At 61.5% G+C, this 21589-nt stretch carries 21 protein-coding genes; 13 read left to right on the top strand and 8 right to left on the bottom strand.

Annotated elements, in window-relative coordinates:
• Nucleotides 1-8 precede the first annotated feature (8 nt).
• The 3 genes from BM059_RS11550 to BM059_RS11560 form a co-directional block, all read right to left on the bottom strand.
• Complete coding sequence (locus tag BM059_RS11550; protein ID WP_074938767.1) at nt 9-2414, bottom strand: TonB-dependent siderophore receptor; 2406 nt, start codon at nt 2412-2414, stop codon at nt 9-11.
• 100 nt (nt 2415-2514) lie between these two features.
• The gene (locus BM059_RS11555) at nt 2515-3465 is read right to left on the bottom strand and encodes a FecR family protein (RefSeq protein WP_074938769.1); all 951 of its coding nucleotides are present in this window, start codon (nt 3463-3465) and stop codon (nt 2515-2517) included.
• Nucleotides 3466-3467: 2 nt separating this feature from the next.
• Nucleotides 3468-3962: a sigma-70 family RNA polymerase sigma factor gene (locus BM059_RS11560; protein WP_074938771.1), complete on the bottom strand. Its 495-nt coding sequence runs from the start codon at nt 3960-3962 to the stop codon at nt 3468-3470.
• Between the two features lie 123 nt (nt 3963-4085).
• On the opposite strand from BM059_RS11560, the gene BM059_RS11565 reads away from it, so the two are divergent.
• Together BM059_RS11565 and BM059_RS11570 are read left to right on the top strand one after the other, a co-directional pair.
• Nucleotides 4086-4301, top strand: a complete 216-nt coding sequence (locus BM059_RS11565) for a dodecin (RefSeq protein WP_037002118.1) — start codon at nt 4086-4088, stop codon at nt 4299-4301.
• 153 nt (nt 4302-4454) lie between these two features.
• A complete protein-coding gene (locus tag BM059_RS11570) occupies nt 4455-5036 on the top strand; it encodes a hypothetical protein (protein WP_037002119.1) in 582 nt (193 codons plus the stop codon).
• 21 nt (nt 5037-5057) lie between these two features.
• Here the strand turns inward: BM059_RS11570 and BM059_RS11575 are convergent, their stop codons facing one another.
• The 4 genes from BM059_RS11575 to BM059_RS11590 all read right to left on the bottom strand — a co-directional run bounded on the left by BM059_RS11575 (nt 5058) and on the right by BM059_RS11590 (nt 7273).
• Entirely contained in the window at nt 5058-6287 is a 1230-nt protein-coding gene (locus BM059_RS11575; RefSeq protein WP_037002121.1) for a nucleoside recognition domain-containing protein, read from the bottom strand.
• A gap of 132 nt (nt 6288-6419) precedes the next feature.
• On the bottom strand, nt 6420-6881 hold the full coding sequence (locus tag BM059_RS11580; RefSeq protein WP_037002123.1) for an inhibitor of vertebrate lysozyme family protein: 462 nt from the start codon (nt 6879-6881) through the stop codon (nt 6420-6422).
• A gap of 10 nt (nt 6882-6891) precedes the next feature.
• Complete coding sequence (locus BM059_RS11585) at nt 6892-7056, bottom strand: DUF1328 domain-containing protein (protein WP_037002124.1); 165 nt, start codon at nt 7054-7056, stop codon at nt 6892-6894.
• A gap of 19 nt (nt 7057-7075) precedes the next feature.
• Entirely contained in the window at nt 7076-7273 is a 198-nt protein-coding gene (locus BM059_RS11590) for a hypothetical protein (RefSeq protein WP_074938772.1), read from the bottom strand.
• 373 nt (nt 7274-7646) lie between these two features.
• Between BM059_RS11590 and BM059_RS11595 the strand changes: the two genes are divergently transcribed.
• Complete coding sequence (locus BM059_RS11595; RefSeq protein ID WP_013713264.1) at nt 7647-8051, top strand: acyl-CoA thioesterase; 405 nt, start codon at nt 7647-7649, stop codon at nt 8049-8051.
• A 68-nt stretch (nt 8052-8119) separates the two neighbouring features.
• Here the strand turns inward: BM059_RS11595 and BM059_RS11600 are convergent, their stop codons facing one another.
• Nucleotides 8120-9220: a TRAP transporter substrate-binding protein gene (locus tag BM059_RS11600; protein WP_037002126.1), complete on the bottom strand. Its 1101-nt coding sequence runs from the start codon at nt 9218-9220 to the stop codon at nt 8120-8122.
• Between the two features lie 244 nt (nt 9221-9464).
• On the opposite strand from BM059_RS11600, the gene BM059_RS11605 reads away from it, so the two are divergent.
• From BM059_RS11605 to tssG, 10 genes are all read left to right on the top strand, one after another.
• The gene (locus BM059_RS11605; protein ID WP_037002127.1) at nt 9465-10010 is read left to right on the top strand and encodes a TRAP transporter small permease subunit; all 546 of its coding nucleotides are present in this window, start codon (nt 9465-9467) and stop codon (nt 10008-10010) included.
• The gene (locus tag BM059_RS11610) at nt 10003-11379 is read left to right on the top strand and encodes a TRAP transporter large permease (protein WP_037002128.1); all 1377 of its coding nucleotides are present in this window, start codon (nt 10003-10005) and stop codon (nt 11377-11379) included. Before BM059_RS11605 ends, BM059_RS11610 begins: the two co-directional genes overlap by 8 nt.
• A 204-nt stretch (nt 11380-11583) precedes the next feature.
• Nucleotides 11584-12486: a D-hexose-6-phosphate mutarotase gene (locus BM059_RS11615; RefSeq protein ID WP_074938774.1), complete on the top strand. Its 903-nt coding sequence runs from the start codon at nt 11584-11586 to the stop codon at nt 12484-12486.
• A gap of 434 nt (nt 12487-12920) precedes the next feature.
• The gene (tssA, locus tag BM059_RS11620; protein ID WP_074938775.1) at nt 12921-14483 is read left to right on the top strand and encodes a type VI secretion system protein TssA; all 1563 of its coding nucleotides are present in this window, start codon (nt 12921-12923) and stop codon (nt 14481-14483) included.
• 54 nt (nt 14484-14537) lie between these two features.
• Nucleotides 14538-15044, top strand: coding sequence for a type VI secretion system contractile sheath small subunit (tssB, locus tag BM059_RS11625; RefSeq protein WP_017676347.1), 507 nt, complete (start codon nt 14538-14540; stop codon nt 15042-15044).
• A 25-nt stretch (nt 15045-15069) separates the two neighbouring features.
• Nucleotides 15070-16548: a type VI secretion system contractile sheath large subunit gene (gene tssC / locus BM059_RS11630; RefSeq protein ID WP_037002138.1), complete on the top strand. Its 1479-nt coding sequence runs from the start codon at nt 15070-15072 to the stop codon at nt 16546-16548.
• 6 nt (nt 16549-16554) lie between these two features.
• Nucleotides 16555-16983, top strand: coding sequence for a type VI secretion system baseplate subunit TssE (gene tssE / locus BM059_RS11635; RefSeq protein ID WP_037002139.1), 429 nt, complete (start codon nt 16555-16557; stop codon nt 16981-16983).
• Nucleotides 16973-18415 (top strand): PAAR domain-containing protein, encoded by a 1443-nt coding sequence (locus BM059_RS25815; RefSeq protein ID WP_074938777.1) that lies wholly within the window; start codon nt 16973-16975, stop codon nt 18413-18415. Before tssE ends, BM059_RS25815 begins: the two co-directional genes overlap by 11 nt.
• 406 nt (nt 18416-18821) lie before the next feature.
• The gene (tssF, locus tag BM059_RS11650) at nt 18822-20612 is read left to right on the top strand and encodes a type VI secretion system baseplate subunit TssF (protein WP_074938781.1); all 1791 of its coding nucleotides are present in this window, start codon (nt 18822-18824) and stop codon (nt 20610-20612) included.
• Nucleotides 20576-21583: a type VI secretion system baseplate subunit TssG gene (gene tssG, locus BM059_RS11655; RefSeq protein WP_074938783.1), complete on the top strand. Its 1008-nt coding sequence runs from the start codon at nt 20576-20578 to the stop codon at nt 21581-21583. The genes tssF and tssG overlap by 37 nt, the downstream gene beginning before the upstream one ends.
• The last annotated feature ends 6 nt before the right edge of the window (nt 21584-21589 follow it).

A 21589-nucleotide genomic window follows, 5' to 3' on the forward strand; every position in this document is an offset into this window, starting at 1 on the left:
GATAAGGTTCAGAGGTTCGGCGTGTACTTCACACTGAGCATGAAGTTGCGGGGATCACCGTACATGTTGTTGCCACCGGGATCGGAGTAAGTCGGGATGTAGTAGCGCTTGTCGAACAGGTTATTGATATTCAGCGCTATCCCTACTTCACTGCTCAACTGATAGGCCAGTCGTGTATTCCAAACAGTGAAACCGGGGATGCTGTAATCACGGTAATAGCCCAACGTATGGCTCTGCGAATTGAAGCCAGCCCCCACGCTCAGTCGACTCAGCTCGCCCGGTAGCTGGTAGTTACCCCAGACGCGCAGCATGTGTTTGGGCGTCCACTGGCTGAATACCTTACCCTTGTTGTCCGGGTCTTCGAGGAATTTGGTGGTGTTGAATGTGTAGCCCGCGGACAGCTGCAGTCCGTCGATGATCTCACCGCTGGCCTCGGCCTCGAAGCCCTGGCTGCGCACCTTGCCCGATGCTTGCGAGCAGTACCAGCCGTCGCATGCGAAGCCGCTGTCGTAATCGGTCACCGCGCGGTTTTCGTGGTCATAGCGGAATATCGCGAACGAGGTGTTCAGGCGCCCGTCATACAGCTCGCCTTTCAGGCCGATTTCGTAGTTGGTTCCGATGATCGGTTCGAGTACCGAGCCGTTGACCGTGCGCTCGCTCTGCGGCTCGAAGACATCGGTATAGCTGGCATAGACCGACCATTGCTCGGTCAGCGCGTAGACCAGGCCGAAGTACGGCGTGACCTCGCCGGTCGCGGTGTTCGTGGTCTTCGAAGTGCCGTTATAGATGTAGTTGTACCAGCTCACCCGCGAGCCGAGCACGGCGGTCAGGTCATCGGTAAGCTTCACCCGCCAGCTGCCATAGATACCTTTCTGGCGCACGTCGTAGTCCATGTACGACGCCGCGCCGCCAGCTGCCAGGATGCTACCGAGCGTCGGTTCCGGGCGATGGTGGTCGATGTCGAAGATGTTGCCCGCGCTGGGGGTGAACAGGCGGGCATACATGTCGTCGGATGTGTACTTGGAGTAATTCGCACCGAGAACCACCTCGTGCTCCAGCGACAAGGTGTCGAAGTTGCCGCTGACGAACATGTCCGTTCCCAGCTTGGTGGCATCGAAGTCGGTGATCCAGTCGGCGAACATCAGGCCGCTGCCGTCGGGGGCGACATTGCCATGCATGCGCTGGTGCTTGGAGCGATTCTGCTCGGTCATGCGCAGCGCTGAGACCTTGAATTTCCAATTGTCGTCGAAGCGGTGCTCCAGGTCGGCGTAGAGCGTGGTCTGCTCGATTTGCGAGCGGTTCCAGGTTGCGCCGGTATACACCGAGCGCGGCAGGCCGATATCGCCGCCGTCCGGGTAGCGCGGGAAGCCGCGCACCATCGGACGCGCCTCGTTATCGGTATTGCTGATGCCTACGCCAATGGTGGTGTCGGGGCTGAGGTCGAAATCCAGCGCGCCGTACAGCGACGTGGTATCGCTCCAGGCGTAGTCGGTGAACGAGTGGGTGCGGTCTTCATCGACCACCACGCGCCCACGCAGCGTGCCTTGAGCATTGAGTGGGCCGCCGGCATCCAGCTGCAACCCATAATGATCCCAGGAGCCGGCCTTGCCGGTCAGGCTCACGGTCGGCGCCTGTTGGCCGCGTTTGCGCACCAGGTTAACCGCACCGCCGGGCGCACCGGTGCCCTGCAGCAGACCGGAAGCACCACGCAACACCTCCAGGCGGTCAAAGAAAACCAACCCTTCGATAGCCCAATTGCCCAGGGCGTACATGTTGCGTGGGATCGGTACGCCATCGTATTGCCAGGCATCGATCTGAAAGCCCCGTGAAGACAGCACCATCCCCTGGCCTACCCCTTTTACCCCCACTACGCCGGTGATCTGGTTTGCTGCATCCCGCAGATCTGTGAGGTTCTGGTCGTCCATCTGCTGCCGCGTCAGGACTGTGACTGACTGAGGAATGTCTTTGAGCTTCTGTTCGCTTTTGCCCAGGCTCACTGCATGTGCGGCATAAGAGCCGCTGCCCTCGGTCGTGGCCCCCAGTTGTGTACCAGTCACCGTGGTAGACCCCAGTTCGAGCGCATCTGCACTATCGTGTGCCGCGACCACAGTGAAACTTCCGCTCCCGGTCACCACCAGGCGCAAGCCACTGCCGCTCAGTGCCTGGCGCATCGCCTCCTGAGCCGTCATCGTGCCGTGAATCGCCGGCGCCTGCTTGCCGCTTACCAGCTGCGGGTTGAGGGAAACCACCTGGCTACTCTGGCGAGCGATGGCGTTGAGGGGGGCGCCCAGGCTGGCGGATGGCAGATCAAAAGTGAGCAGCTGCTGTTGTACGGTGGATTCAGCATGAACGACGGCAAGCGGCAAGCCGGAAGCGAGCGCGACTGCCAGGGCGAGTGGCCAGGGTTTGAGCACAGGGAATCTCCTGAATGTGTGTGTCGTCAGGAGAGAGGTGCGCCGGAATATGAAAACCGGACACGGATGAGAGGGATTTTCATTAATTTCTTTGCCCGTTTCAGCCGCGTGGCACGATCAGGGTCAGCCAGGGGCCGTAGTGCTCGATCTTCACTGGCAGGGTTTCGGCCAGGGCATTGAACGTGCGCTCGCTGTCATCCAGCGGGAATACGCCTTGCACGCGCAGGCCGCGAACCTCCGGGGCCACACGCAGCAGGCCTCGGTGGTAAGGGCGCAGGGCATCGATGACCGTCTGCAGCGGTTCGTCGAGTACGCTGAGCCGGCCCTGCTGCCAGTCGGCGCGATAGCGCTGGTCGCCGTCGAGGCGCTCGATATGCGTTCGGTGCAGATCGGCGGACTGCCCTTCCTGCAGATCCAGCTGCTCGCCGGTGGCCAGTGACACACGCACGGCATGCTCCAGTACCACCACGCGGGTCGAGTCATTGTGCCGCTCGACCAGAAAGCGCGTGCCCAACGCCCGCGCGTCCCCCTGAGCAGTGCGCACGACCAAGGGCCGTGTGGCATCGGCGGCTACCTGTATCACCAGTGAGCCCTGACGCAGGTACAGCAGACGCTGGCCGGGCGAGAAATCGAGATTCACGGCGCTACCGGCGTTCAGGCTCAGACGGCTGCCATCGGCGAGGGTCAGTTCGCGCCGTTCGGCGGTACCGGTGCGCAGGTCAGCTAGTAGGGCCTGACCGTGATCGCTGCGCGACGCCAGCCATAACCCGCCGCCGAACAGGCCGAGGCCAACCAGCCCGCGCAGTACATCGCGGCGCCCGTGGGTGCGCTGCAGCAGGGGTTCTCGCAGGGTGTCCGGCGCGCTGCGCACAAGGTCATAGGGCGCGCCAAGGCGGCGCTGCAGCTCCTGCCAGGTTTGCGCGTGGTCGGGGGCGGCATCCAGCCAGTCATGGAAGGCCACCTTGGTTGCCGCGTCGGTGAGCCCCGAACGCAGGCGCACCATCCACTCGATGGCCTGCTCGACCACCGGTTCCAGCGCTTCGTCCGTCATGGCTACAGTTCGCTCAGCCAGCACTGACGTAGCGCCTGGGTCATGTAACGGCTCACGGTGCGTTCGGAAACGTCCAGGCGCCGGGCGATTTCGACATAGCTGAGGCCGTCGAGCTGGCTGTAGAGAAAGGCCTGCTTCACCACCTGCGGCAGGTCGGACAGCGCGCGGTCGATGTGGGTGAGCGCTTCGAGCAGCAGCAGCCTGTTCTCGGGGGACGGCGCGACCTCTTCCGGCAGCAGCGCCAGACGCTCCAGGTAGGCTTGCTCCAGACGCTGGCGGCGATAGCGGTCATAGATCAGCCGGCGGGCGACGGTGGAGAGGAAGGCGCGCGGGCGCTCGAGATTGGCCGGGTCGACCCGCGCCGTGAGCAACTGGCAGAAAGTCTCCGCCGCGGTGTCTTCGGCGTCGGCACGGTTACGCAACTGGCGCCGTATGTGCAGCAGCAGCCAGCGGTGATGGTCGCTGAAGAAGAAACCGAGTTTGGAAGTGGTGGACACGCTGGCGTCTCATGGTGAATGAGAATTTATCGCATCTTAGCGATATGGCACCTTGCCTGTAAATGAAACCTCTGCACGTGCGACTAGTCTTGAAGAGGAACCCTTCAATTTCAGGAGCTGAACATGTCTACCCATCACACCTACAAGAAGATCGAGATCGTCGGCTCGTCGCGCACCAGCATCGAGGAGGCCATCGAAAATGCCCTGACCGAATGCGCCAAGAGCGTGCGCAACATGGACTGGTTCGAGGTGATCGACACCCGTGGCCATATCGAGAATGGCAAGGTGGGTCACTATCAGGTCACGCTCAAGGTTGGCTTTCGCCTGAGCGGTAGCTGACAGGCGTTGATGCGCTGAGCGAGGCTGCCAAGCAGCAGGCTGGTCACGTCCACAGGCGCAAGGCTGTGGCACCGCGCACAGCGACGAGGACTGTCACTGGCGAGGTGTGTCCGGTTCGGGCAAGCTGCGCGGGCCAATTCAGGGAGGAATGCCATGTTCAGACTTGTGCTGCTGATCGGCCTGCTAGCGCTTGCGGGCTGTGTCGACAATGAAGCCCCGCTCGCCGAAGAGCGCAGCCTGCTGCTCAGTGGTGAGGATTTCGCCGCCTATGAGGCCCCCGAGGACGGCCGTTACCAGAAGCTGGTGACCTACGCGACGCGCACCATCGACCTCAGTTTCGAGAGCGACGGCAGCGACTGGTTCTACCTCTACAGCGGTGTCTCGCTCTACCCGCGCGCCGGCGATGCATTGATGACCAGCTACGCCGAGACCTTCGGCGCCTCGTTCGGCCTGCGTGAAAGCGGGCTGGTGCAGCAGGACCTGCCGCTGGAGACCGAGCTGGCCAGTCGCGCCAGTCTCAAATTGTTGACCCAGGACGGCGAGCCGGTGGGCAACCTGTTCTATGCCACGGTCGGCAACAAGTCGATGTTCACCATCTTCACCGGGGTGTACTTCGAACAGGCCAAGGACTTCGAAGCGTTCATCGCGCCCAAGCTGCTGCAGATGCGTGAATACCGGCACCGCGATCCGTTGCTGAGCTGGGCGGGTGACAAGCTGGGGTTGGGCACGGACTGAGCCGCCCCAGCTCGAGGGCTATCAGCCGAAGAACCAGTAGGTGACGGTGATCGCTGCGATCACCCCGGCCAGCTCAGCCAGCAGCGCGCAGCCGACGGCGTGGCGAGCACGCTGGATACCCACTGCACCGAAGTACACCGCCAGCACATAGAAGGTAGTTTCCGTACTGCCCTGGACGGTCGCCGCGGCCAGCGCCGGGAAGCTGTCCACGCCATGGGTTTGCATGGTTTCGATCAGCATGGCGCGCGCCGCACTACCGGAGAACGGCTTGACCAGGGCGGTGGGCAGGGCGTCGACGAAGCGCGTGTCCCAGCCGAAGGTTTCCACCATCCAGCGGATACCATCGAGGCCGAATTCTAGGGCCCCGGACGCGCGCAGCACACCGATGGCACAGAGCATCGCCACCAGGTATGGCAGCAGGCTCTTGGCGATGTCGAAGCCTTCGCGCGCGCCTTCGATGAACTGCTCGTAGACCTTGACCTTGCGCAGCGCGCCGACCACCAGAAAGGCCAGAATCACGCCGAACAGGGTGAGGTTGCCGAGCAGCGAGGACAGCGCCGCCAGAGCGGTGGCGCTAAGGCCGGCGAGCAGGGCCATGAAACCACCGAGCAGCAGCGCTCCTGGGATCAGGTAAGCCAGTACCACCGGGTCCCACAGGCGCAGACGCTGCATCAGCGCCACGGAAAGCAGGCCGACCAGGGTCGAGGCGCTGGTCGCCAGCAGGATCGGCAGGAATACCAGGGTCGGGTCGGTGGCACCCTGCTGGACGCGATACATGAAGATGGAGACTGGCAGTAGCGTCAGCGACGAGGCGTTGAGCACCAGAAATAGAATCTGCGCGTTGCTCGCGACCAGCTTGTCCGGGTTCAGCTCCTGCAAGCTGCGCATGGCCTTGAGGCCAATGGGCGTGGCGGCATTGTCCAGGCCCAGGCCGTTGGCGGCGAAGTTCATGGTGATCAGCCCGAGCGCCGGATGACCACGCGGCACTTCCGGCATCAGTCGCGCGAACAGTGGGCCCAGCACGCGTGCGAGTGCATCCACCAGACCGGCTTGCTCGGCGATACGCAGCAGGCCGAGCCACAAGGTCATGGTACCGAACAGCAGCACCATCACTTCCACTGACAGCTTGGCCATGGCGAACAGGCTCTCGACCATGGCACCGAACACCGCCGGGTCATCGCCGATCAGCCAGCGGGAGAAACCCGCGACCGCTGCCACCAGGAAAAAACTCAGCCACAGGCCATTGAGCATGCCGCACCCCCTCGTCGTTCTGGCGGGGGATGATAACGCGTCGCCCCTTTCCATGGGACGTCCGGCAAACTGCCGCTAGGTGGCGCTGCGGCTTGCAGGTCGCTTCCCTGCTTCAATCAGGTGGCACAATCCCTAGTACCAGTTCGGATCGCTACGCAGCTGTTCCATCAGCATTTGCTGGACTTCCTCGTCCGGGTCGCCCAGCCAGCGCAGGCTGGCGTGTTCACTGGGCGCGCGATCCTCAGGCAGGCCATCCGGCACCTGCACGTACAGCGCGTAGGCTTCATCGTCTTCCCATTCGAAGGCGACATAAGCGCGCTGGCCGAAACATCTGTGCGCTTCGCATACCTGGCCAACCAGGTAGCGATCACTGTCGGCTTCCACTGCTTGCATGGGGGTAGACAGACCGCTGAGATTGATCAGCCAGTCCGGCAGGCGTTCTTCATCCTTTACCAGGTCCTGCCAGGCTTCGCGGTACTCGGCGTTGCTGGTCAGCAATTCGCCTGGATGGAAACTGGCGTCGCGGTCGGCGGCCTGAGCCGCCAGGGCGCCGCCCATCAGCAGGGCGGCGGCAATGGCGTGAATCGACTGCATCTATGTCTCCCTACAGGCGCGGGCGGCGGCCCATGATGAACGACACGATGAAGAGCACCAGGAACACCACGAATAGAATCTTGGCGATACCTGCAGCGGTGCCGGCGATACCACCGAAGCCCAGTACAGCGGCGATGATGGCGATGATCAGGAAAGTGACTGCCCAACTAAGCATGGTGTTTCTCCTTGATGGATCAGTGGGTAATGGCCCAGGCAGGCCAGGGGTCTTGCGCGTTGCTCGGGTCCGCAGGCTGGGGTGCGCTGCCCGTGGGCGGCTCCAGCTCGGCGGTGTGGTGGCTTGCGTACAGGGTCTGGCCAATCGACATGACGCTGGTGAGCGTCAGGCTGAGCAGAAGCAGCAAGGTGGCGAGCACCAGAGCGACTATCCACATGGCGGTTCTCCTGTTGCGCGTAAGACGGATAACTCGGGTTCGTGGCATATCCGTCTGTTCCTTTTCTTGCATCGCAACCGGCGCATGGTCGGTTGCCTACCAAGAACATTGCAGCGCCCGTGCCAGACTTTTAATTTATGTAAAGTCTTTTAAAATCATTGACTTATGTTTTGTTGATGGTGGTTAGAGGCAGGCATACTGCCCGAGTGGGGCTTGCCTGGTCGTGCGTTTTGCCCGACAGGGCCGGTACCGCGGGTCTTTGCCGCCTGCCAGAGTGGTCGCCCGTCGACTGCACAGTCGGTATACTCGCTGCGCCCGTGTGCCATGCGGGTTCCGCGCCCAGAACAACAACCGCGCCGCGAGTCTTGAATCCATGAACGACTACGAACAGGAAGACCCGATTCCCCAAGGTGATCTCGCCCTGCAGATCACTGCGTTGCCGCGCGAGACCAATGGTTTCGGTGATATCTACGGCGGCTGGCTGGTCTCGCAGATGGACCTCGCCGGGACGGCGATGGCGAGCAAGGTCGCGGGTGGGCGTGTGGCGACCGTAGCCATCGATCGCATGGCCTTCCTGGTGCCGGTGGCGGTGGGTGCGCAGCTCTCGTTCTACACCCAGGCGCTGGAGATCGGCCGCAGTTCGATTCAGATGATGGTCGAGGTGTGGAGCGACGATCCGCTGTCCAACGAGTGGCGCAAGGTCACCGAAGCGGTGTTCGTGTTCGTTGCCATCGATGGCAGTGGCCGTACCCGTCCGGTCCCGCCGCGTCGCGGCTGACGCGCCGCCTGAATTGCAGTAACGAAAACGCCGGCTAGAAGCCGGCGTTTCGTTTTTGCCCTGAGCGATCAGCCGCGGATGTTGTAGATGTCCTTCTCGTTGCTTTCCGCGTATTCGTACAGGCGCTTGAGATAGGCCTTCTGGTGTTCCCAGACCTTGCTCGCAGCCGGATCAGCCGCTGCGCTGGCATCGACCACCTCGGCAGCCACTTCCTTCAGGCGCGCCAGGACTTCGTCCGGCAGGCGGCGGACTTCCACGCCGTCGGCCTTTAGCTGCTCCATGGCTTCCATGTTCTTGGCGTTGTAATCGTCGAGCATGTCGCCGTTGACGTCGCGAGCTGCGGCGCGAACGATAGCTTGCAGGTCTGGCGGCAGGGTTTCCCAGGCCTTGATGTTGACGTCCAGCTCGAACAGAACGCTCGGCTCCTGCCAGCCCGGGGTGTAGTAGTACTTGGCTGCCTTGTGCAGGCCGAGAGCCAGATCGTTGTATGGGCCGATCCACTCGGTGGCGTCGATGGCGCCGGTCTGCATGGCGGTGAAGATTTCACCGGCCGGCATGTTGACCACGGTACCGCCCATCTTGGTCAGCACTTCGCCGCCCAGGCCAGGAGTACGCATCTTCAGACCTTTGAAGTCCTCGACCGAGTTCATTTCCTTGTTGAACCAGCCGGCAGTCTGTACGCCGGTGTTACCACAGGCCATCGGCAGTACGCCGAACGGCTTGTAGACTTCTTCCCAGAGCTGCTGACCACCGCCACGGTGCAGCCAGGCGTTCATTTCCTGGGCATTCGGGCCGAACGGCGAGGCGCAGAAGAACTGTGCCGCCGGGACCTTGCCTTTCCAGTAGTACGGCGCACCGTGACCCATCTCGGCGGTGCCGCGAGAGACTGCATCGAATACTTCCAGTGCCGGTACCAGTTCACCGGCTGCGTACACCTTGACCTTCAGGCGGCCGTTACTCATTTCATCGACCAGCTTGGCGAAGCGCTCGGCCCCCACGCCGACGCCCGGGAAGTTTTTCGGCCAGGAGGTGACCATCTTCCAGTTGAAGGTCTGAGAACTCGAACCCTCTTGAGGTGCTGCGGCGCTCTTGGCCTCTTCTTTACAGCCAGCCAGTGCGGTTGCTGCAAGGCCTACGCCCGCTGCGGCGAGTATGTCGCGACGTTTCATGCAATGCTCCTTCTTGTTGTATTGGTCTTACCACGGGATCGCCGAAGGTAGACCGGGCGTGAATAACATAGGGGGTCGTGACCTACAAGCCTAGCTACTACGACTAAAGTTGTACGGGCATTGCTGCATTACCGGTAGCCTGCCTAGAATCGCCGGCCTGCGGCCCACAAGGACGCGGGCGGCGTGACATGCAGCCAACCGGCTTGCTGTCCTGTCTCCTACTCATAACGATAAAGGACTCACTATGTCCGACAAGCCTTCATTTCCCCTCGCTCTTGCATATCTGATCGATGCACTGAACAGCTGGTTCGGCAAGGCCTGCGCCTGGCTGACGGTATTCCTGGTGATCGGTACTGCCATCGTCGTGGTACTGCGTTACGGTTTCGGTATCGGCGCAACCGCCCTGCAGGAAGCGGTGCTTTACGCTCATGCGCTGGTCTTCATGGGCGCTGCAGCCTGGGTACTGCAACGCAACGGCCATGTACGCGTGGACATCTTCTACCAGAAGTTCAGCGGCCGCCGTCAGGCGCTGGTGGAGATCTTCGGTAATCTGCTGTTCCTGCTGCCGGTGACACTGTTCCTCGGCTGGGCCAGCTGGGACTATGTCAGCAACGCCTGGGCGACGTTCGAAGCGTCCAGCGAATCTGGCGGCCTCAAGTTCGTCTACCTGCAGAAAAGCATCATCCTGGTACTGGTCGTCAGCCTGGTACTGCAAGGTATTTCCAATCTGATCAAGGCGCTCTACATCTTCAGCGGTCGCCTGCCGGCTCCGGAGGTGAAACATGGCTGAGTTGATGGCGATTCTGCTGTTCGTCAGTATTTGCGTGGCCTTGATGGCCGGCTTCCCGGTAGCGTTCACCCTGGCCGGCGTTTCCCTGCTGTTCGCCGGTATCGGCGTGCTCACTGGCACCTTCGACCCCGGTTACCTCAGTGCCCTGCCGAATCGTCTGTTCGGCATCATGAACAACCAGACCATGCTCGCCGTGCCGCTGTTCGTGTTCATGGGGGTGATGCTGGAGCGTTCACGGGTTGCCGAAGACCTGCTCGAGTCGATGTCGCGTCTGTTCGGCACCCTGCGTGGCGGTCTGGCGATTTCCGTGTGCGTGGTCGGCGCGCTGCTGGCCGCCTCCACCGGTATCGTTGGTGCCACCGTGGTGACCATGGGCTTGCTGGCGCTGCCGACCATGCTGCGTCGCGGCTATGACCCGGCCATTTCCACCGGCACTCTCGCCGCCACCGGTACACTGGGGCAGATCATTCCACCTTCGATCGTGCTGGTGCTGCTGGGTGACGTGATGTCCAGCGCCTATCAGCAGGCGCAGTTGAAGATGGGCATCTTCTCGCCGAAGACCGTTTCGGTCGGCGACCTGTTCGTCGGCGCTCTGCTGCCCGGCCTGTTGCTGGTTGGTCTGTACATTGCCTATATCATCGCCGTCGCGATCTTCCAGCCGAAGAAGCTGCCGGCGCTGCCGCAGGAAGAGCTGGGGCCGATCGAATGGGGCAAGCTGGGCAAGGCACTGATTCCACCGTTGATCCTGATCGGCGCCGTGCTGGGCTCGATCCTTGCCGGCTACGCTACGCCGACCGAGGCCGCCGCGTTGGGTGCTGTGGGCGCCATGCTGCTGGCTTTCAGCAAAGGCAAGCTGAACTTCGGTCAGCTCAAGGAAGTGGCGTACGGCACCACCGAAATCAGCGCCATGGTTTTCATGATCCTGATCGGTGCTTCGCTGTTCTCCCTGGTGTTCCGCGGCTTCGGTGGTGAGGTTCTGATCGAGGACGTGTTCGCGCAACTGCCAGGTGGTGTGCTCGGCGCGTTCTTCCTGGTGATGGTGGTTATCTTCCTGCTCGGCTTCATCCTCGACTTCATCGAGATCACCTTCGTGGTGGTACCGATCGTAGGTCCGGTGCTGCTGGCAATGGGGCTCGACCCGATCTGGCTGGGCGTGATGATCGCGCTGAATCTGCAGACGTCCTTCCTTACTCCGCCATTTGGTTTCGCGCTGTTCTACCTGCGCGGCGTGACGCCGGCGAGTATTCCCACCAGCACCATCTACAAGGGTGTGGTGCCGTTCATCCTGATCCAGATTCTGCTGCTGGTGATCGCCTATATCTTCCCTGGCCTGATCACCTGGTTGCCGGAGCAGGTCTACGGCAAATAAGGAAACTCTGAAAAAGCCCCACACCGTCACTCCCGCGAAGGCGGAAGTGACGGTGTGGGGGGCCCGCCTGCGCGGGAATGACGACTATTTCAGACCATCCCTGAGTGTCGTTGGCCCGGTTTGGCAAAACGCCCGTCCTCGTGATGGGCGTTTTGCTTTTTGCGTTGTCACACTATTGGTCATCTATCTCAACGAGAGGTCGTCATGAGCACCGCCCAAGTCGAACGCGTGGAACTGGATCAACTGACTTGCTGGCGCATCCGCGCTGCTGGCAGCGAACTGCTGGTGGCTCAGCAGGGCGCGCAGATTCTCAGTTACCAGCAGGGCGAACAGCCGCCGCTGATCTGGCTGAGCCCGCAGGCTACCTACCAACGTGGGCAGAGCGTACGCGGCGGTGTGCCGCTGTGCTGGCCCTGGTTCGGTGACCTGCGCCGCAATCCGCAGGCGGTGCAGGCGCACTATCACCTCGAGCAGGCGCCGGCCCATGGCCTTGTGCGTGCGTTGGACTGGGAGCTGCTGGGCATCGACGAAGAGGACGACGCCGTCACTCTGCGTTTTGCCTACGACACGCGTAATCAGCCGCTGGAGGGCTGGCCCAGGGATGTCGGCCTGACCTTCGTGGTGCGCCTGGCGGACGACCTCGGCATGAGCCTGGAAACCCACAATCGCGGCATGGAGCCGCTGACCCAGAGTCAGGCGCTGCACAGCTATTTCGCCGTCAGCGACGTACACCAGGTCAGCGTTGAGGGGCTACAGGCCTGCCGCTACATCGACACCCTGCAGGACTGGCAAGAGCTGCGTCAGCAGGACACGCTGGGGTTCAGTGCCGAGACCGATCGCATCTACTTCGATACTCCGGCGCGACTGAGTATCGTCGATCCGGGCTGGGGCCGGCGCATCCACCTGGATGCCCGTGGTTCACGCTCGGCGGTGCTGTGGAATCCCTGGATCGACAAGGCCAAGCGCCTCTCGCAATTTCCTGACGACGCCTGGCAGAACATGCTCTGTATCGAGACGGCCAACGTGCTGGAGGACGTCGTGCAGCTGAAAACCGACGAACGGCATCGTTTGGAGCTGCGTGTGTCCAGCGAGCCATTCCTGGGCTGATGGAAGCTGTTCTGGCTGGTTGCCATGGCATAAAGCTATCGCCGTGAACAGCGGCCAGCATCACAAAAAACAATATCAATACGCTACTAAGTGTGATGTGCCACTAATTTGCCAGTAAGTTATTTCTTACGAATATTGAAGAACTTATCTGAAGGGCAAAACATCGATTACAACTTGTTCGACGTGGAGGACAAATAACCGGTACGGTCGTTCCTGTAATAATTTGAAAGATGTCGACGAATGTTAGGTGCTTCACATTTCGAGCGGTTGCCCACCTTCGATCATGGGGCTAGGATGCCCGACTTATAAGGATCTTGCGCAAGTTGTTGCACAAACAACTGCGCAAAAAGTTGCGCACTGCGATATTTCTACATCGATTCTCGGGTCGTTTGAAATGTCGTGGAAGTTGCCCACTTTAATAGTCGAGTCATGGAATGACGTACTCCAGCAAGCTGACCGCGCATTATCTCAATTTGGCGAAGCTCCCTATTAATGAGGGGAACTTTGCCGGTGAGGATGTGCGTTATTCCAGCGAATATGAAATGCTGGAAACCGAATTGGGCAAGGCCTCGTCCCTGCATGAAACCGGTGCCATAGACTGGCAGAAGGTGCGCGAAGGCAGCGAGAACCTGCTGACCACTCAATCCAAGGATCTGCGCGCTGCCACTTGGCTGACCTGGGGTCTGTTCCAGCGTGAATCCTTCGCCGGCCTGCAGGCCGGCCTCAATCTGCTGCACTACCTCTGCGAACACCACTGGCACGAACTGCATCCGCGTAAGCCGCGAACCCGTGCTGCAGCCCTCAACTGGCTGCTGCCGCGTCTGGAGCAGGCGCTGGCCGAGCACGTACCGATCAGCGAGCAACTGCCACTGTTCCGCCGTCTGGCCGAGCATCTGCATGGCCTCGAGGCCAGCCTGTCGAGCCATCTCGGCGAGGACTCGCCGCTGCTGTTGCCGCTGTGCCGTCGCCTTGACGAGCAGATCAAGCGCGCCAGCCAGGGTCAGGCTGAGCCTGGCGCCGTGGGCGCCGCCATCGCTCAGGTCAAGCAGGTCGCTACCCAGATCATCACCGGCACCGGCCCCATCGAGAACGAGAAGGACGCGCACAAGGCCCTGCGTACCCAGCAGGACGCCGCTCGCCCGTTGTGCGCCTGGTGGCTGAAGAACAAGGCCACCGATCTCAAGCCGTTGCGCCTGTCGCGCACCCTGCTGTGGCTGCCTATAGAGTCACTGCCCGAGCGCAACGCCGAACACATCACGGCCTTGCGCGGCCTGCCGGCCGACAAGCTGGCCTCCTACAAGGAACGCTTCGCTCAGGCCGCCTATGCTGACTTGCTCGCTGACCTAGAGGCCAGCATCGCCCGTGCGCCGTTCTGGCTCGACGGCCAGCGCCTGGTCTGGGAGTGCCTGCAGGAGCTCAAGGCCGAGCAAGCCATGCGCGAAGTGGAAATCCAGTTCGCCCTGTTTCTGCAACGAGTGCCGGGCCTCGACGAGCTGCGGTTTCATGACGGCATCCCTTTCGCCGACGCCGAAACCCGCGTCTGGATCGGCGCCCACGTACTGCCGCACCTGCAGGCGCCGGAAATCGAGAAGAAGCCTGCCGCCAGCGAGATGGGCGCCACGCCGCCCTGGGAAGAAGCCTTGCAGAAGGTGCTGCCCGGCCTGCGCAAGGACGGCCTGAAAGTCGCCGTGCAACAACTCAAGGAAGGCATGTCGCGCGCCCGTGGCGGTCGCGAACGCTTCTTCTGGCAACTGACCCTGGCTCGCCTGTGTTTCGCCGCGAAGAAGTACGACCTGGCCAAGACCCAGCTCGAATCGCTCGACCAGACGCTGCAGGCCTCCAGCCTCGGCGAGTGGGAACCCGATCTCGCCCTGGATGTGCTGCGCCTGCTGCACAACTGCTGCGAGCTCCTGCCGCAGAACCATGCGGTGCGCGACAGCAAGGACGAGATCTATCGCAGGTTGTGCCACCTCGACCTCGAGGTGGTGCTGGAGTAAGGCGCCAACACGCCAATCAAGGCCTCCGGGCCATCAACGCAAAGGAGAACACCCATGGCCAAAGAAGGCTCGGTAGCCCCCAAGGAACGCATCAACGTCACCTTCAAACCCGCCACCGGCGGTGCCCAGGAAGAGATCGAACTGCCGCTGAAACTCATGGTGCTCGGCGATTTCACCCAGCGTGCCGACGATCGCAAGATCGAAGACCGCAAGCCCATCAGCATCGACAAGAACAGCTTCGATGAAGTGTTGGCCAAGCAGGAGCTGAACTTGACCTTCGCCGTACCGAACCGCCTGCAGGACGAGCAGGAAGGTGACGAGCTGGCCGTTCAGCTGAAGATCAACTCCATGAAGGACTTCAACCCGGCCAACCTGGTCGATCAGGTCCCTGAACTGAAGAAACTGATGGAGCTGCGCGATGCCCTGGTCGCCCTGAAGGGCCCGCTGGGTAACGCCCCGGCCTTCCGCAAGGCCATCGAGAGCGTGCTCTCCGACGACGACTCGCGTGACCGCGTGCTCGGCGAACTGGGCCTGGCCGCCCAAGGCAAGCTCGATTCCTGATTCTCACTGACAAGGACGCATATTCATGAGCACGACTAGCGCAGCAGTAGAAGGCGGCCATAGCGCCGCTGAACTCGGCATCCTCGACCGCATCATCGCGGAAACCAAGCTGACTCCGGACGACGAAGCCTACGACATCGCCAAGCGTGGTGTGTCGGCCTTCATCGAAGAGCTGCTCAAGCCGCAGAACGAAAACGAGCCGGTTAAGAAGGCCATGGTCGACCGCATGATCGCCGAGATCGACGCCAAGCTCAGCCGGCAGATGGACGAGATCCTCCACCACACGGACTTCCAGGCCCTGGAATCCTCCTGGCGTGGCCTCAAGCTGCTGGTGGATCGCACCAACTTCCGCGAGAACATCAAGCTGGAGATTCTCAACGCCTCCAAGCAAGATCTGCTCGATGACTTCGAAGACAGCCCGGAAATCGTTCAATCCGGCCTGTACAAGCACATCTACACCGCCGAGTACGGCCAGTTCGGTGGCCAGCCGGTCGGCGCCCTGATCGCCAACTACTTCTTCGATCCGAGCGCCCCGGACGTCAAGACCCTGCAGTACGTCGCTTCGGTGGCCTGCATGTCCCACGCGCCGTTCATCGCCGCTGCCGGCCCGAAATTCTTCGGCCTGGAGACCTTCACCGGCCTGCCGGATCTGAAGGATCTGAAAGACCACTTCGAAGGTCCGCAATTCACCAAGTGGCAGAGCTTCCGTGAGCAGGAAGATGCCCGCTACGTTGGCCTCACCGTACCGCGCTTCCTGTTGCGCAACCCGTACGACCCGGAAGACAACCCGGTGAAGACCTTCGTCTACAAGGAAAACGTGGCCAACAGCCATGAGCATTACCTGTGGGGCAACACCGCCTACACCTTCGCCAGCCGTCTGACCGACAGCTTCGCCAAGTTCCGCTGGTGCCCGAACATCATCGGCCCGCAGAGCGGTGGCGCGGTGGAAGACCTGCCGCTGCACCATTTCGAGAGCATGGGCGAAATCGAGACCAAGATCCCTACCGAGGTGCTGGTCTCCGACCGCCGCGAGTATGAGCTGGCCGAAGAAGGTTTCATCGCCCTGACCATGCGCAAGGGCAGCGACAACGCCGCATTCTTCTCCGCCAACTCCACGCAAAAGCCGAAATTCTTCGGCATCAGCGAAGAAGGCAAGACTGCTGAGCTGAACTACAAGCTGGGCACCCAGCTGCCATACATGTTCATCGTCAACCGCCTGGCCCACTACCTGAAAGTGCTGCAGCGCGAGCAGATCGGCGCCTGGAAAGAGCGTACCGACCTCGAGCTGGAGCTGAACAAGTGGATTCGCCAGTACGTCGCCGACCAGGAGAACCCGAGCTCCGAAGTGCGTAGCCGCCGTCCGCTGCGTGCCGCCCAGGTCATCGTCAGCGATGTCGAAGGCGAGCCGGGCTGGTACCGCGTCAGCCTGAACGTGCGCCCGCACTTCAAGTACATGGGGGCCGACTTCACCCTGTCGCTGGTCGGCAAGCTGGACAAGGAATAAGCATCGATGAACGGATACGGCAGCCTATTCGAGCGCCTCGGTGGTGAGGCTGGCCAGCGCGCCGGCTGGAGCCGCGAGGTCGCCGCCATGGCCTCGGTGGCTGCCCATCTGGCCAAGATGCTCAGCACCCGGGCGGGCAGCGTGCAAACGCTGCCCGACTACGGGTTGCCCGATTTGAACGATATGCGTCTGTCGCTGCACGACTCGCTGCAGCAGGCGCGTATCGCCATCGAACGCTTTATCGAGGCGTACGAACCACGACTGACCCAGGTGCGCGTGATCTCCCTGCCGCGTACCCATGACCCATTGCGTCAGGCCTTCGCTATCGACGCCATGCTGGAAATGGACGGCATCAAGCGTCAGGTCAGTTTCTCCGCGAGCCTGGATGGCAGCGGTCAGGTCAACGTCAACCCAGGAGCCTCACATGTCCGGTAAACCCGCCGCCCGCCTGAGCGATCCCACCGCCTGCCCGATCCCCGGCCACGGCACCAACCCGATCGCCGCCGGCTCGCCCGACGTGCTGTTCGACAGCCTGCCCGCCGCCCGCATGGGCGATCCCTCCGCCTGCGGCGGCGCCATGGCCGGCGCGGTGATTCCCACCGTGCTGATCAATGGCAAGCCTGCGGCGGTGGTGGGCAGTGTGGGGAGCCATGGCAATGTGGTGGTGAGTGGGTCGGGGACTGTGATTATTGGGGCTAGCGGCGGCGGGGCGGGGTTTAGCCCGGTTGCACCTCTTTCTCTGGCTGCTGCGGTGGCCGCTGTCGTCAACGCAATTGTTCCTTCGGCACAAGCAGACGAACAAACGGGGCTGGATTACAGCGTCAGCCTTAAGCGTGGAGGGAATCATGTGCTCACGCCCCTGATGATCCCTGATTACGAAGAGTTGGCTCAAGGTACGACGAAGAACCTAGAAACTATCGATTTCCTGATACGCAATCGCAAGCAGGAGGCCGACAGCCTGACTCTGGAGGTATTTGATGGTGAAGCATTGCTTTACAGCGAAACCGATATTGCACCATTGCTACCCGAGGGGGAGCACCTTTGGCAGTGGGATGGCTATGATCAGGGCGGGATTCTTGATACTCGAGTGTTGAAGAGCGAAAAGCTTTTGGTACGGCTCACAGCCCGTAAGGGTGCTGAGGAGCAGGTGACAGAGTTGCGCTTGGGGAACTCTTCACAGGAAGCGGACTGGGTCGATGCACGGGTAGATCGCAATGGTGGCTCAGTGGAACTTACCGTTCGCTCCAGCTTTTCTGATGGTGGTGTCTCCGGACGTAACGATAAGCTCACGGCCAGAACATTCGGTGAGCTCAAGGCTCTAGCCAAGGCAGGTGTCGAGCGTTACTGGTCGCGTGATGGAAGTCGCGGTGTCATTGGGGCTCCTATCCAGACTGAAAAGGGTGTTTTCCAAGTCAAAGTCTTTGCGCAGGTTAATAAAGAACCAAGTGCCAAGAACTTTCCTTTGATTGCCTCGATCAGCGACGACTTCGGCCGTTCCACCAGCTTTGCCATGTTCAAGAAGATCTATCACAACCAAGGCTGGTGGGCCGCTGCTAACTATCCGGTCAGTTTCGCTGATCAGGATTTCGAGCATACCGCTGCCCATGAACTGGGCCATCTCATCCTTAACGAATATGGCGATGGAGGGGTGATCCCAGAGTATTCATGGAGCCACAAGTCGACTTCTACGATCCTCACTCAGACGCCGCTGGAGAACAACCCAGTTCCAGCCAGCGGAGAAATTGACCTTATGCACTACCACTCTAATGGTCCGAGCAACATGCAGGACTATTGGGCGCGCTCCGTAGCGGCGGAGAAGGATGTCAAAGGGCTGCTATGGCTGGCACGGGTGAAATTCAATGCTTAAGCGAAGTCTTCTGCTTTGCTCGTTCATTGCCGTCGGCTGCAGCGCACAACCGAAAACGGCATTTATTGTCCACTTCGAGAACGCATGCGCTTATCCCGTCGAAGTGTCCGTCCACGAGTACTCCAACGCCAAGGCTCCTTTTGTCCCTGGCCAACGGTTGGATGCAGGTGGATCCGTAGAGGTGCTGTCCCATATCTCGTTCGATGAAAGCATCGATAAGAGCCTCCCAGCAGGCTACCGCTTGGACATTGCCGCCAACGGTGAGTCGATCATGCTCGATAGGGGAGGCTTCCTAGGACAGCTAGCGCACTCACCTGTCGAGCGTAAAGGCCGCGCCATAAATATATGGACGATCCACGACACGGCCTTGTGCCCGTGACGTCAAGCACAGGGATGAGCAAACAGTATGTCGTTTAACCACTACTACCAAAGCGAACTCACCGCTCTGCGCCAACTGGGCAAGCGCTTCGCTGAGCGCAGCCCGGCGCTGGCGCCGTTTCTCGGCCAGGCGGGGCGCGACCCGGATGTCGAGCGTCTGCTCGAAGGTTTCGCATTCCTGACCGGGCGTCTGCGGCAGAAGCTCGACGACGAACTGCCAGAACTGACCCATTCACTGATGCACCTGCTGTGGCCGAATTACATGCGCCCGCTGCCGGCCTTCAGCATGCTCCAGTTCGATCCGCTGACCCGCCCCGGCCCAGCGTTGCCGGTCAGTCGTGGTACCCCGGTGGAGGCCAAGGCCATCGAGGGCGTCACTTGCCGCTTTCGCACCTGCTTCCCCACCGAGGTACTGCCGCTGGCGCTGAGCGGCCTGGATTACTCGGTCAAGGGCGACGGTGCACTGCTCAGCCTGCGCCTGAGCATGACCGCCGATGGGCATATCGGCGAGATTGGCCTGAACAAGCTGCGTCTGCATCTGGCGGGCGAACGTTATATCGGTCAGATGCTTTACCTGGCGCTGCTGCGCAACCTCGGCGGTATCCAACTGGTGCTGCTAGATGCCGCCGGCAAGCCGATGCAGGATGCCTTCGGCCAGACCCTTGGCACGCTGCAGCTCAAGCCCGAGCAGGTTCAGCCGGTGGGCTTCGACGAGGATGAGGCGTTGATTCCCTATCCGCTGAACACCTTCCGCGGTTATCGCTATCTGCAGGAATACTTCGCCTTCCAGGAAAAATTCCTCTTCGTCGACCTGCTCGGTCTGGATGCCATCCACAGTCTGCCCGAGGATCTACTCAAGCAGGCGCGAGGCCTGGAGCTGCGTTTCGATATCCACAAGTCCGGCGTGCAGCGCATTCGCCCGACCCTGGAGAATGTGCGTCTGTACTGCACGCCGGTGGTCAACCTGTTCCAGCACGATGCCATCCCGATCCGTCTCGATGGCAAGCAGGATCAGTATCTGTTGCTGCCGGCCGAGTTCGATTCACGGCATTGCGGTGTGTTCTCGGTCGACCGGGTCACCGGCTGGAAGCCGGGCGGCATGGGCTACGAAGAGTACGTGCCGTTCGAGTCGTTCGAGCACGACCCGAGCTTCGACGTGCCGGTGGCACGCCCGCACTACAGCGTGCGCCAACAGCCTTCGATGCTCGGCGATGGCCTGGAAACCTGGCTCAGCTTTGGCCTGCGCAACCTCGACCAGCACGAGACGCTGTCCATCGAGCTGACCTGCACCAACCAGAACCTGCCGCGTCAGCTGCGTCTGGGCGATATCTGCCTGCCCAGCGAGGACACTCCGGACTTTCTCAGCTTCCGCAACATCAGCGCGGTCACGCCGTGCTACGCGCCGCCGTTGCACCGCGACTTTCTGTGGAAGCTGATTTCCAACATGTCGCTGAACTACCTGTCGCTTGCCAACGTCGAGGCGCTCAAGGTGATCCTCGAAACCTACGACCTACCGCGTTACTACGACCAGCACGCCGAGCGCGTCAGCAAGCGCCTGCTCGGCGGCCTCAAGAACATCGGTCACCGTCACGTCGACCGCCTGCACCGCGGCCTGCCGGTACGCGGCGTACGCACCGAACTGACCATGAACCCGGAAGGTTACCTGGGTGAGGGCGATCTATTTCTGTTCGCCTCGGTACTCAATGAATTTTTCGCCCTGTACGCCAGCCTCAACAGCTACCACGAGCTGCACGTACAGAGCACACAGGGAGAGTTGTACAAATGGACGCCACGTATGGGGCAGCAGCCCCTGCTCTAAGTCGATTGAGCAAAGGCATCCGCGAGTACAGCCTGTTCCAGGCCGTACAGCTGGTGCTGGAGCGCTTGGGTGCTGCTCATCCGCATCTGGATGAGGAGCACCTTTACGAATACCTGGAGTTCCAGGCCAATCCGAGCCTGGGTTTCCCTGGCAGCGATATCGATCGCGTGCAGTTCTTCGAGGAGCACGGCGAACTGCGCGCGCGCATGCGCGTCAACCTGGTCGGCCTGTTTGGCGGCGGTTCGCCGCTGCCGGCGTTCTATAGCGAACAGGCGCTGGGCGACAGCGAGGACGGCAACCCGACTCGCGACTTCCTCGACTTGTTCAACAACCGCCTGCAGCGCCTGTTGTTGCCGATCTGGCAGAAGTACCGCTACCGCGCCAGCTTCCAGAGCGGGGCGATGGATGCCTTCTCTGCGCACCTGTTCGCCCTGATTGGCCTGGGCAGCGAGCAGATCCGCCAGGCCCAGGAGCTGAACTGGAAGCGCCTGCTGCCCTACCTAGGCCTGCTCAGCCTGCGTGCCCACTCGGCGGCGCTGATCGAGTCGGTGCTGCGCTACTACTTCAAGCACGCCGAGCTGTTCATCGAGCAATGCCTGGAGCGCCAGGTAATCGTGTTGGACGAGCAGCGCAACCGCCTCGGCCTCGCCAACAGCCGTCTCGGTGAGGACACCGTGCTCGGTGAGCGCGTACGCGACCGCGGCGGCAAGTTCCGCATTCACGTGCGCCAGCTTGGCTGGACGCGCTTTCACGAGTTCCTGCCGATCGGCACGGGCTACCAGCCACTCTGTGCGCTGGTGCGCTTCACCCTGCGCGATCCACTGGACTACGACATCCGCCTGGAACTGCGTCAGGACGAAATCCGCGACCTGCGCATTGGCGAAGGCAACCCCTGCCTGCTGGGATGGACCACCTGGCTCGGGCGTGAGAACGCCGATGGCCTCGTGACCCTTGGCAGCAAGATTCATTAAGGACAG

It is taken from the genome of Ectopseudomonas composti, from assembly GCF_900115475.1.
GTDB lineage: Bacteria > Pseudomonadota > Gammaproteobacteria > Pseudomonadales > Pseudomonadaceae > Aquipseudomonas > Aquipseudomonas composti.